This is a genomic window from Schaalia meyeri (assembly GCF_900105015.1).
Lineage (GTDB): Bacteria > Actinomycetota > Actinomycetes > Actinomycetales > Actinomycetaceae > Pauljensenia > Pauljensenia meyeri.
Genome location: NZ_FNLK01000002.1, coordinates 17,819 through 29,333, shown reverse-complemented (window position 1 = coordinate 29,333; position 11,515 = coordinate 17,819). Strand labels below are relative to the sequence as shown.

At 65.3% G+C, this 11,515-nt stretch carries 11 protein-coding genes; 9 read left to right on the top strand and 2 right to left on the bottom strand.

Features of this window, described 5'->3' with window-relative positions:
• The coding region (locus tag BLT68_RS00305; protein ID WP_131800051.1) for a malate dehydrogenase at window positions 1-610 on the top strand (610 nt) is incomplete at its 5' end.
• 547 nt (window positions 611-1,157) lie between these two features.
• Here the strand turns inward: BLT68_RS00305 and BLT68_RS00300 are convergent.
• A complete protein-coding gene (locus tag BLT68_RS00300) occupies window positions 1,158-1,664 on the bottom strand; it encodes a GNAT family N-acetyltransferase (protein WP_074632376.1) in 507 nt (168 codons plus the stop codon).
• A gap of 149 nt (window positions 1,665-1,813) precedes the next feature.
• On the opposite strand from BLT68_RS00300, the gene purU reads away from it, so the two are divergent.
• From purU to BLT68_RS00265, 7 genes are all read left to right on the top strand, one after another.
• Window positions 1,814-2,668, top strand: a complete 855-nt coding sequence (gene purU, locus BLT68_RS00295; protein ID WP_074632377.1) for a formyltetrahydrofolate deformylase — start codon at window positions 1,814-1,816, stop codon at window positions 2,666-2,668.
• 231 nt (window positions 2,669-2,899) lie between these two features.
• Complete coding sequence (locus BLT68_RS00290) at window positions 2,900-3,397, top strand: FAD synthase family protein (protein ID WP_074632374.1); 498 nt, start codon at window positions 2,900-2,902, stop codon at window positions 3,395-3,397.
• Entirely contained in the window at window positions 3,394-4,164 is a 771-nt protein-coding gene (locus tag BLT68_RS00285; protein ID WP_050694389.1) for a CDP-alcohol phosphatidyltransferase family protein, read from the top strand. Before BLT68_RS00290 ends, BLT68_RS00285 begins: the two co-directional genes overlap by 4 nt.
• Entirely contained in the window at window positions 4,157-5,065 is a 909-nt protein-coding gene (locus tag BLT68_RS00280) for a glycosyltransferase family 2 protein (RefSeq protein WP_050694390.1), read from the top strand. Before BLT68_RS00285 ends, BLT68_RS00280 begins: the two co-directional genes overlap by 8 nt.
• On the top strand, window positions 5,062-6,432 hold the full coding sequence (locus BLT68_RS00275; protein WP_050694391.1) for a YveK family protein: 1,371 nt from the start codon (window positions 5,062-5,064) through the stop codon (window positions 6,430-6,432). The genes BLT68_RS00280 and BLT68_RS00275 overlap by 4 nt, the downstream gene beginning before the upstream one ends.
• A complete protein-coding gene (locus tag BLT68_RS00270; protein ID WP_074632372.1) occupies window positions 6,429-7,784 on the top strand; it encodes a glycosyltransferase family 2 protein in 1,356 nt (451 codons plus the stop codon). The genes BLT68_RS00275 and BLT68_RS00270 overlap by 4 nt, the downstream gene beginning before the upstream one ends.
• Entirely contained in the window at window positions 7,781-9,298 is a 1,518-nt protein-coding gene (locus BLT68_RS00265) for an O-antigen ligase family protein (protein WP_074632371.1), read from the top strand. The genes BLT68_RS00270 and BLT68_RS00265 overlap by 4 nt, the downstream gene beginning before the upstream one ends.
• On the opposite strand, the gene BLT68_RS00260 is transcribed toward BLT68_RS00265, so the two are convergent.
• Window positions 9,219-9,866: a hypothetical protein gene (locus BLT68_RS00260; protein ID WP_050694394.1), complete on the bottom strand. Its 648-nt coding sequence runs from the start codon at window positions 9,864-9,866 to the stop codon at window positions 9,219-9,221. The two genes, BLT68_RS00265 and BLT68_RS00260, sit on opposite strands and share 80 nt — an antisense overlap.
• Window positions 9,867-9,925: 59 nt before the next feature.
• Between BLT68_RS00260 and BLT68_RS00255 the strand changes: the two genes are divergently transcribed.
• A complete protein-coding gene (locus BLT68_RS00255; protein ID WP_050694395.1) occupies window positions 9,926-11,404 on the top strand; it encodes an oligosaccharide flippase family protein in 1,479 nt (492 codons plus the stop codon).
• Window positions 11,405-11,515 lie beyond the last annotated feature (111 nt).

Genomic DNA, 11,515 nt, shown 5'->3' with positions numbered 1-11,515 from the left:
CGTCGTGGGCAACCCCGCGAACACCAATGCGACCATCGCCCAGAACGCCGCCCCGGACGTGCCCGCGTCCCGCTTCACCGCGATGATGCGCCTGGACCACAACCGCGCCGTCGCGCAGCTCGCGCACAAGACCGGCGCCGCGAACGCCGACATCAAGGATGTTGTCGTGTGGGGTAACCACTCCGCCGACCAGTACCCGGACGTTTCTTTCGCGAAGGTCGCGGGCAAGCCCGCGACCGAGCTGGTGGACGAGGAGTGGCTGTCCAGCTACTACCGCCCCACCGTCGCCAAGCGTGGCGCCGCCATCATTGAGGCGCGCGGGGCCTCCTCGGCCGCTTCCGCCGCGAACGCGGCGATCGACCACATGTATTCGTGGATCCACGGCACGCCCGAGGGCGAGTGGGTCACCGCAGGCGTCATGAGCGACGGCACCCACTATGGTGTCCCCGCCGGCCTGAACTTTGGCTTCCCTGTCACCTCCGACGGTGGCGAGTGGCAGGTCGTTGATGGCCTCGAGATCTCCGATGCGACCCGCGCCGGAATCGACCACAACGTCAAGGCCCTGCAGGAAGAGTACGACGCCGTTAAGGCTCTTGGCTTCATTAAGTGAGGTCTACCGCCCCTGTGGCGGTTGGTGGGAAGGGCGCGCGCCCGGCTTGGCCGGGCGCGCGCCCGCATTATGCAGCCCGTGCCTGGGGGTTGCTGGCGTGTGGGGGAGCCGTGTGCGTGTTGGTGGTTGCTATGAACGCCGGGCGGTCTGTTTGACGTGGCCCCATCGTCCTGTGGGCCGACTTCTGGGTAGGTTGTTCTCTTCTGGATAGGAAACCAGTGTTCTGGATAGGATATTTTCCTATCCAGAACCCGATAACCTATCCAGCTCGTCGTTTCCTATCCAGATTATCGCGGTGGGTGCGCGACACTGCGTGCGGTGTCGGCACTGCGCGGTGTGTTGTGGGAGCGAGCGGGCGCTGCTCCACTGCGCGAGCGAGACGTCAGCGGGAAATGTGGCTCCCGGAACTTCATCATCAATTCCCCTGCAAGTAATCCAACCTTCGGGGCAGAATCGTTGAAATCGGGCGGATTTTGATCTGTTTCACGATCGTTTATTCAGGGAACTGCGTGCGAGGCTGTGAGCAGGCCTCCACGGAGTGGGCGGGCTAGTCGTTTGCCTTGGAGGGTGTGGTGTCCGTGATCCAGTCGTAGGCGATGCGTGGGGTGCCGTCGGCCACCGTGATCGTGCCGCACTCGCTGAAACCGAATGATTCGAGGGCGTGGCGCATGGGGGCGTTGTTCTCGTGGGTGTCGCAGCGCAGGTAGTCGGCCCGTTCGCTGGCGAAGACGAAGACAGCTCGGGCGATGCCCCGGCCGCGCACGGCGGCCACGCGGTGGATGACGTGGTAGTCGGCGTCGCGGCGCCACGCGCCGTCGATCTTCGCGTAGGTTTCATCGGGCCCGGGCGCGAAGGTGAACACGGCGATCGGTCCCTCCTCGTCTGTCACGAGGTAACAGTGCCCCAGCGCGATGTCCTCCTCGGCGTCGGCGCGCGCGGGGTATCCCTCCGGCCACTGTGTGCCGTTCCCGTTCGCGCGCATGAACTTCCGGGCGTGTGCGTAGAGGCCGTCGATGAGGTCGAGGTCGGCCAGCGCTGCAAGGTGAATGCTCATGAGGCCGATGGTAGACGTGCGCCGCGCGTCGGTCCTCCTCCACCGGTGTCCGTCAGGGAAAAAGGAAACTGTGCCCACCACGCGTGGCGTCCCCCGCAAACGGTTCCCCGGCCTCGTTGATGGGTGTGAGCGTGGCTAGACTGGCGCCCATGACCAAAACCGCGCAGCTTGTTGTCACCCTGTCGTGCCCGGACCGTCCCGGCATCGTGCACGCCGTGACCGGTGTGATCGGCGAATCCGATGGCAACGTCATTCAGTCGCAGCAGTTCGGAGATCCGGGCACGGGCACCTTTTTCATGCGCGTTGAGGTGGATTCCCCGCAGGGGCGCGCCCCCATCCACGAGGGGCTCGCGCGCGTCGCCGTCGAATTCGACGCCGCCTACCGCGTGGACGACCTGGGTCGCAAGCTCCGCACGATCATCATGGTGTCGCGCGAGGGCCACTGCCTCACCGACCTGCTCTATCGTCAGCAAACCCAGGGCCTGCCCATCAACGTGATCGCAGTCGTCGGCAACCACCCGGACCTGGCGCCCGTCGCCCAGTTCTACGGCGTGCCCTTCCTGAACATCCCGGTCACGAAGGACACGAAGGCGCAGGCAGAGCGTCAGCTCCTGGGCCTCATCGCCTCCGAAAATGTGGAGCTGGTTGTGCTGGCCCGCTACATGCAGATCCTCTCCGACGATGTTTGCCGCGCCATGAAGGGCCGCGTCATCAACATCCACCACTCCTTCCTGCCATCTTTCAAGGGCGCGCGCCCCTACGCGCAGGCCCATGAGCGCGGCGTCAAGCTGATCGGCGCGACCGCTCACTACGTCACGGCGGATCTCGACGAAGGACCGATCATCGAGCAGGACGTGACGCGTGTGTCTCACGCGGACTCGACGCCGGACATGGTCGCGCTCGGCCAGGACGTGGAGCGCCGCGTGCTCGCGCAGGCCGTTCGCTTCCACGCGGAGCGGCGGGTCCTCATGAACGGGACGCGCACCGTCGTTTTCTCGCGCTGACCTCGGCGTCGCCCGCGGGGGCATTGGCCAGGCCGCGGCCGCTCTTCTCAGGCGGGCACGCTTCCTCGCGGGTCGGGAGTGCGCGCGTCGGCGGCCACCTGGTCATTTTTCTTGACTATGCAGGCTTTGCGCGGAAGCTGGTCGCGTGGTGTGTGATGCTGAGACGTGATCTTTCGGTCATTTAGTGGGTAAGCGTCGCGTTGACCGTCTGATAAATGGCACACTTGTTACGTGGATGAAACGACTCAGCGACGCACCCCCATCACCGGCTACGTTCCCGGGGGTTTTGACATGTTCCACCAGGGACACCTTAATATCCTGCGTGCCGCGCGCGAGCGCTGTGATCGCCTGGTCGTCGGCGTTACCTCGGACGAGGCGCTCATCCGCATGAAAGGCCGCGCCCCCGTCATCCCGCTGAAGGAACGCTGTGATCTGGTCTCGTCGCTGCGTTTCGTGGACGCGGTGGTCGTGGATCTGGATCAGGACAAGCGCCTGGCATGGCGCCTGCAACCGTTCGACGTGCTCTTCAAGGGGGACGATTGGAAGGACAGCGCGAAGGGCGCCCGGCTTGAGGCCGAGATGGCGGAGGTCGGCGCGCGCGTCGTCTACCTGCCGTACACGCCCTCAACGTCGTCAACGAGGCTGCGCCGCTTCATTGCGCCCGAGGATTTCGATGACGAGGCCCCGGCCGCTCCCGCAAGTCAGATGCGCGAAGGGGGAACGCAGTGAGCCTTCCCGTGGTGCTGGATCCTTCTTCCTCATGGGGGAACCGTTTCGGAGCGTACCGGTCGGCCCTCACCGCCGCCCAAAAGCCGGGCGCCGGTGTTCCCGCGTACATGCGTTGGGTGAACCGTGGCGCGGCCCGCGTGGTCGCGGCCGCGTGCGCCGCGTCGGGCTGGACACCGAATGTCGTGAGCCTCGTGTCGGTGTGCTTCTCGACGGTGGGATTGGCGGTGCTGGTGGCCTTTCCTCCCGTCTGGTGGTCGGGGCTGATCGCGGGAACCCTGCTGGCCGTGGGCTTCATGTTTGACTCCGCGGATGGACAGGTGTCGCGCGTGACCGGAGCGTCGTCAAAGACGGGGGAGTGGGTGGATCACGTGGCGGATGCGTTCCGTTCGCCGGCGATCCATTTGTGCACCGCCATCGCGGTGATGGCCTATCGCCCCGAGTCGTGGTGGCTGGCGATCGCGGCGCTCGTCTACGGGTGGGTGACCTCCGGCCAGTTCATGAGCCAGATCCTGGCCGAACAGTTCGTTCGCGCGGCGGGCCGCAAACAGACACGCGGCGGCAACTTGCGTTCCTTCGTGCTGCTGCCCACGGATCCGGGCGTTTTGTGCTGGTCCTTCGTGCTGTGGGGGTTCGGTTCGCCATTCATGGTGCTTTACACGTTCCTGGCGGCCGTCGCGCTCGCGCACTCGTCGATCTCGCTGCGTCGCCGCTTTTGTGACCTGCGCGCGCTTGACGCTGCCGCGCGGCAGGGGGACAGCCGTGCCTGAGCTGTCCGTCCTGCTGCCCGCGCGCAACGCGGCTGGCACGATCAAACGAGCCGTGTCTTCGACCCTGGCGGCGATGCCCCGCGACGCGGAGCTGGTGGTCGGCAACGATTCGTCGTCGGATTCGACGGTGGGGGAGGCAATCCGCGGCGCTTCGCACGCCGGCACGGTGGATCCTCGCCTGCGCATCGAGGACATCTCTGCTGGTGAGGGCGGCGTGTCGCGTGTCCTGGCACAGCTGATGGAGCGCACGGATTCGCGCCTCGTTGGCCGCATGGACGCGGATGACGTGTCGCTCAGGGGACGCTTTTGGCGCTCCCTGCGTGCGATCGAGCGCGGGGATGACATGGTCTTCATGCAGATGATCGAGCTGCGCGGCGTGCGGCCGGTGCCCCGCGTGCCCTACGAGATAGCGCCAGAGGACATGGGGTGGCACCTGCTGCTCACGAACCCCGTGTGCCATCCAACCATGGTAGCCACGCGCGAGATCATCGACCGGGTGGGCGGCTACCGATCCGTCCCAGCGGAGGATTACGACCTGTGGATGAGGGTCGGCGCCGTCGGCGGGCGTATGCGTCGCCTGGCGCCGTGGGGGCTGCTGTATCGCATTCACCCCGGTCAGGTGAGCAAAAACGCCTCGTGGCGCGCAGATTCGTGGAAGAATCTGGAACAGGCCCGCGCGTTTAGCGACCTGTCGGTCTCCCTCACGGGCCAGGAGCTGCCGCGCCTGGTCTCGTTGGTTTCTCTTCCTCGCGACCGGGCCGTGCGTGAGCTTGACCGCTTCGTGCAGGTCTACACTCAGGGGGTCGCGTCCCGGCCCCCGTCGTCTCGCCGCGCTCTTGAGCGTCGGCTGAATGCGCGTGCCGCGTGGGTGCGCTCTCACCTCCAAGGAGAACAGTCATGATCCTTACTCCTCCGCCCACGGGCGGCCAGCAGATCCTGCGTCATGCGCTGGTGCGCCGCTGGGAGTTGATAGTTTTGGGAACCGTGGTCGGCCTGGTCGTGGGTGCCGTCGCAGCGTTTGCTTTGCCCGTGACGCACTCGGCGACCGTATCGATGACGGTGACATCACCGTCGCCGACCCCTGCGCCGGCGCTGCGCGCGTCGCTGTCGAACACCACCGATATGGCCACCGAGCAGGGGATCGCGAAGTCCGCGGTGGTCCTGGAAGGGGCCGCTGCGCAGCTCGGCGGTGGTATCACCGCGAGCGATCTGCTTGAGAAGATCGAGGTGACGGGTGACACGAATGGCACGATCGTGAACATCTCCTACTTCGCGTCCACCCGCGAAAAGGCGGTCGCCGCAGCCGACGCGATCTCGACGCACTACCTGAAGGAACGCACTTCCCTGGTGGAGAAGCGGGCGAATGAAATGAGCTCGGCGATCAACGATGAGATCGCCGCCCTCGAGGCCGAACTCGCCACTCTCGCCCCGACCACCTCCGAGGATGGAAAAACAGGGCAGAACTCGCGCGCTTCCGAGCTGCGCACCCAGATCGCCAAGCTCACCGAGCAGAACGCGCAGCTGCTTCCCTACCGCGCCAGCGCGGGCCTCGTGATCACGAGCGCCGCCGCTTCCGTGGATGAGGAGTCCCCCTCGAAGGTACGCCTGATCCTCATCACCACGGTCGTTGGCCTCTTCATCGGGCTGGTGATGGTTCTGGTCGCCGAGACCCGCTCGCGGAACCTGGCGTCGCCCAGCCAGTTGGCCGACTTGACGGCTCTGCCCGTGTGGAGCCCGGAGGAGGGCGCACCCGAACCCTGGCTGGCGCCCACGCGCATGCTCGCCATGGCGATCGACCGCGACCACTGGGTCGACCTGATTGTCGATGCGTCGGATCCGCAGGCACGCCCGCTGCACCGCGTGCTTTCAGATTCCCTGGCGGAGACGCGCGTCCCCGCGCCGCGGCTCATCGACATCAACCAGCCCCTGGCGTCACTGCTTGATGAGGTGCGCCCCTCCAAGCATGTTCTCATCGCCGTGCGCGGAGGACACGATCTGAGGAAACTGCACGCCCTCCTGAACGAGCTGGCGCTCATCAACCGTGAGGTCAACGGCATGATCTATCTGGGGAACCCGATGAGCACGTCCGTCGACTACTCCGACCCCAGGCCCGTGGTGGCTCCCCAGATCGTTGAGCTTCCGGATGAGATCGTCGCCACCTCGGTCAATACGGGGTACGGCGCGCGACCCACGATGAGCACAGAGAACGCGAGGGGCACCATTCCCCAACGCAGGGGTGGCCACACCGATGCGAGGGGACAGCGATGAGCGTCGAGGAGGCGCGCGCGGCCGACGCGATGGCCGCGTCCATCTGGCACGTTGATCGAAGCGCCTGCGTTACCCAGCTGGTCTCGGGCGATCCGTCGGCGCCTCGCGCGCTGGTGCTGGTGCGCGATCACGGACGCAATTCCGGTTTCGTTGAGATCGATGGTACGGACCACCCCGAGGAGGATCCGCGCGTCGCTGCGGTTCCCCCCGCTTCAGCGCGAGGCTGGGAAGAGGGGGCTGGCGCTGACATTGACGCGACCGTCATCATGTGCACGGTCGGTTCCTCCGACATGCTTGAGGAAGCTGTGCGCGCCATCTTGGATCAGGACCATCAGCGTTTCACGCTCGTCGTCGTCGACAACGCGCCGCACACGGGCCTTACCCGTGAGAAGCTTGCGGGGATCGACGACACGCGGTTGAGTATCGTCTCCGCGTCGCGTCCCGGCTTGTCCAGGGCCCGTAACCGCGGCGTTCTGGCGGCTCGTGGCGAGGTCATCGTCTTTACGGACGACGACGCGATCGTCGACTCGCACTGGCTGACGGCCATGATCGACCCCTTCACCGCGTCCCCTTACGTAGCGGCGACGACTGGCATCGTGCTGCCCCTTCAGCAACGATACGCGCCCCAGCGGTGGTTCGAGTCGCGAGGCGGATTCCCCAAGGACATGACGCCGCGCGTCTGGTGTGCGGGTGACGTCCCGGAGGGCCTTGATGCCCTGGGTGAAAAGGGTAACGGCGGGCCCCTGTTCCCCATCACGACCGCGCGCGTGGGCGCCGGCGTATGCATGGCGATGCGCCGTGACGTCCTCATGGAGGTTGGACCTTTTGATCCGGCCCTGGGCGCAGGCACGTCCACGCGTGGCGGCGAGGACCTGGACATGTTCGCGCGCATCCTGGCCACGGGCGACGTCATTATCCACACGCCCGACGCCCTGGTGCATCACCGCCATCGGGTCGACGAGGCCGGGTTGGATAAGCAGATACGCGGAAACGGTTCCGGCATGGCGGCCCTTTTGACCAAGGCCGTTCTGGCCAAGCCCACGCTTATCGGCACCTTGGTCGCGCGCATTCCCAGCGTCCTGTCCCGCATCAAGCCCGGCAGCGCGCGAGTCGCAGGAACGGAATCGGATGTCCCCGGTTCGCTGACCGCCTCCGAAATCAGGGGGTTCCTGGAGGGGCCTTTCCTGTACCTGTCCTCGCACCGACGCAACAAGTTGAGCGTCCCTCGTCGCGGTGGCCGGGACGATGCCCAGAGGCCCGCGCGGCCCGCCGCGAGCGAAGCTGTGCAGGAGCCCGCGACCCTCGTCTCGTCCCAGGAAACAAACGCGCCAGAAGGGAACACTGACGCGTGAGTTTGCGCCGAGGAATCTGGGGCAAACCCGCCCCCGCCAGTATCGGCCCGCTGAGGGAGGACGCGCGGGACCTGCCAGCGTGGCCCTTCGCCGTGGCCTACTCAGCGTACCTACTGTGGTGGGTCTTGGGGACCGGCGACATGATGTGGCCGATCTTCGCGATCGTCATGCTCGTGTTCATGATTGGCCGACACGGGCTGCGTTTCCCCCCGGGGAGCATCCTGTGGGTGTTTTTCCTCGCGTGGGTGCTGGCATCAATGTCCATGCTGGATTCGGGTGGGCGCGTGATCGGCGCCCTGTATCGCTTCGCCCTTGAGCTGTCGCCGGGCGTGTTCGCCGTGTACGCGTTCAACGCGCGTGAGTCCCTGAGCGTGCGCACGATCGTGCGCACCATGTGGGGGTTCCTCGCGTCGACGACCATCGGCGGCTTCATCGCAATGGCGTTTCCCACCCTCCGCTTCAAGACGCTCATGTACTACCTGATCCCGCGCGGGCTCCACTCCAACAACTTCGTCAGGGAGTTCATCAAGCGCGCGACGACACAGTGGAACCCGTCGTCGTGGGTCCTGTCTGATCCGCGCCCGTCCGCCCCATTCATCTACTCGAACACCTACGGCAACGTCTATTCGTTGATTTTCCCGCTGGCGCTGGTGTTTGCTTTCGTCCTGTGGCGCGAGCGTTCGCGATGGCGTTTCATCGTGGCTGCGGTGTGCGCGCTGTCGGTCATCCCGGCCGCCGCCACCCTCAACCGAGGCATGTACATTGGTCTGATTGTGATCGTCCTGTGGATCGGCTTCCAACGGCTGCGCGTTGGCGCGTGGCGCACCGTCGCCGGCATTGCCGCGGCCGTCCTCGTCGGCGTCGTCGCCTGGCTGGCGACGCCCGCATCGCAGTCCCTTTGGGATCGCATCGCCGCGTCCTCATCGACCGAGGACCGCGCCTCGAACTACCTGGAGACCCTCTCCGAGCTGGCCGAGTCGCCGCTCTTGGGATTCGGCGCACCCCGCCCCTCGTCCTCCCCGTGGTTGCCCTCGTTGGGCACCCAGGGGCAGTTCTGGACCGTGCTCTTCTCCTACGGGTTGGTCGGCGCCTTCCTGTTTATCGCGTTTTTCGTTCGCATGATCCCGCGCGTGTGGCGCGCCACGGACGTGTACGGGTCGATCCTGGGGGGCATTATCCTGGCGACCCTCGTCGAACAGTTCTACTACGGGATGAACACGGGCCTGATGCTTTCCGTCGTCGCAGTCGCCCTGCTGTCGCGTCACCTGGAGGAGGAAAGCGATCCGCTGCGTCGCGCTGCCGCCGAACAGGAAGGCACACCCACGCCCGGAAGCGTCGCCGGGACAGCGCGCGCGGCGCGCACGGTGCGCATGGGGCACTGGGAAAGCCCCGCCGCGAACGACGGGGCTTTCTCCACGCAGATGCTTGGGCGTCTCAGCAAGTCGGGTCGTCGGGGAACGAGAGGCCGGACAGCTTCCAGTTTTCGCCGTCCTTCACGAACTGAAAATAGGTGAGGACACGGGTCGGGGCCGCGTCGTCCCTGAGTGAGGTTCCCGCGTCGTTGACGACGTTCACGGATGAGGAGTCCACGCACGCCGATACCGTGACGTTCCCTGCCCCGTCATCGTTGTGGATGTGCACGTTCTCCAGAGTGGGCGTGCCGGTAGAGTGGGTGCCGTCTCGCGACCATTCGAGAGCCTGCGAGTCGAACTCTTCCAGGGCGGCGGCGGTGAGGACAGAGGACAGGTCCGTTGCCAGCGCCTGGGCGGGGTCGGTGTATGCGCCCCACAGGGTGTTCATAACGAAAGAGGTCTGCCCGGAGGCTTCCTCGTCCGTGCTCAGTGAGCCGGAAGCGTTGGCGGGGCCGCCCGACTGCGGGGTGATGGTCTTCGGAACGGACTGCGGATCGGCGTACGGGTCGTCCTGTTCGCTCTGCGCGCCGGAAGCTGCCGCAGTCGGGGAGTCGGATGAACGCGTGAGACGCAGGACCCCCACGATAATGAGAGCCGCGATGAGAAGTATCGCGGCCACCATGAGCGATTTCTTTCGGGCGGGGGTCATTGAGGTGAGGTTGAGGTCCATGTGTATCCCATCGATCGGTTATAGAAAAAGGTTACCGCTTGGTAGCGGGAAGGACAGTTATGAGTGAGCTAAATCAAGCCAGGCGTTCCCTGGCTCGTGGCGGCATTATCGGCTTCGTCGGAGCGGCGACATCGGCGATCCTCGGCTTCGCCTTCACGATCATCCTGTCGCGGATGCTGGGGACGGGAGGTGCGGGCGTCGTCACGCAGGCAACCGGCGTGTTCGCGATCGTCATGGCGCTGGCCAAGGTTGGTTTGGATTCGACCGCCATCTACCTCTTTCCTCGCCTCAGCTTGGATGCGCCGCAGGAGATCCGTGCGACCCTGTCCTTTATGGCGTCGATGACCCTCGGAGTCTCGACCGTGTGCGTCCTCATCCTCGAGGCCGCGGCCCCCATGATCTGGAACGCGGACGTCGCGGCAGCTACCCGCGCCGTTCTCTGGTTCGTTCCGATCGGAGCGCTTACCCTGGTCGCGTCGGCGGCGCTGCGAGCCCTGGGAAACATGCGCGAATACGTCCTCGTCCAGAACCTCCTGCTGCCGGGGCTTCGGCCCCTGCTGGTAGCGCTGGCCGCAGCGTTAACGGGATCACTGGCCTTTGTATCGATCGCGTGGGCGCTGCCCTTCGTTGTTGTTTTGGTGGCCGCGTGGTGGTTGCTGCTGCGCCACATGCCTTCGGCTGCGGACTCTGCCGGGTGGTGGCCGACCTCTCAGCGTCGCCGACAGGTCGTGGTCTTTGCCCTGCCTCGTACTCTGACTGCGGGTTTGGAACAGGCTTTGCAGTGGCTGGATGTTCTGCTCGTGGGCATGCTCGCGGGGGATGCCGCTTCGGGCATTTACGGGGGTGCGATTCGTTTCATTCAGGCCGGCATGGTCGTCGATACGGCGCTGCGCGTTGTCGTATCCCCGCGCTTTTCGAAGCTTCTGCACCAGGGGCGCACCGCAGAGCTGCGTGAGATGTACGCAACGGCGTCGATCTGGCTGGTGCTCTTCGCGGCACCGATCTATGCGCTCATGGCGATTTTTGCGCCGGCGCTCATGCGTATTCTGGGAGACGGGTTTGCGCCGGGCGCCAACGTCCTCGTGGTGTTGTGCATCGGGTCGATCGTGACGTTCATGGCGGGCAACATCCACTCCCTGCTCATCATGAGCGGCCGCTCGGGATGGGCCGCGGTCAACAAGGTTGTGGTCCTCACCCTCAACGTTGTGGGTAACATCATCTTCATTCCTCGCGGCGGGATGGTCGCAGCGGCGATCGTGTGGGCGGTGTGCATGGTGCTTGACGCAGCCATGGCTACCGTTCAGGTGTCGCGTTTTATTGGTGTGACACCAAAATTGTCGGAAGTGGTCAAGCCGGTCGTTGTCGTGGTCGTGTCCGCGGTGATTCCGGGCGGGTGTATAGCTTGGTGGCTGGGGCGCGATTCATTCGTCGCAATCGTTGCTGGCACGGTGCTTTCAATCGTCACTTTTGCCTGTGTTTGCGGCTTCTTGAGGCGACGCCTGCACCTGGCGGGACTTGGGTCCCTGGCGAGGAGGTAAAGGGGGGAAATGAGGGACGTGTGGTGCATCTGTGAAAGTCTTGCTTGACCAATCGGTTGATGCCAAGGGGCTTGTTGTGTAATTATTTATGCATCGAACCCATCCTCATTC

Coding starts and splice junctions, on each gene's coding strand:
- BLT68_RS00300 (WP_074632376.1), bottom strand. CDS start 1,664: ATGAGCATTCACCTTGCAGCGCTGGCCGACCTCGACCTCATCGACGGC.
- purU (WP_074632377.1), top strand. CDS start 1,814: ATGACCAAAACCGCGCAGCTTGTTGTCACCCTGTCGTGCCCGGACCGT.
- BLT68_RS00275 (WP_050694391.1), top strand. CDS start 5,062: ATGATCCTTACTCCTCCGCCCACGGGCGGCCAGCAGATCCTGCGTCAT.
- BLT68_RS00270 (WP_074632372.1), top strand. CDS start 6,429: ATGAGCGTCGAGGAGGCGCGCGCGGCCGACGCGATGGCCGCGTCCATC.
- BLT68_RS00260 (WP_050694394.1), bottom strand. CDS start 9,866: ATGGACCTCAACCTCACCTCAATGACCCCCGCCCGAAAGAAATCGCTC.
- BLT68_RS00255 (WP_050694395.1), top strand. CDS start 9,926: ATGAGTGAGCTAAATCAAGCCAGGCGTTCCCTGGCTCGTGGCGGCATT.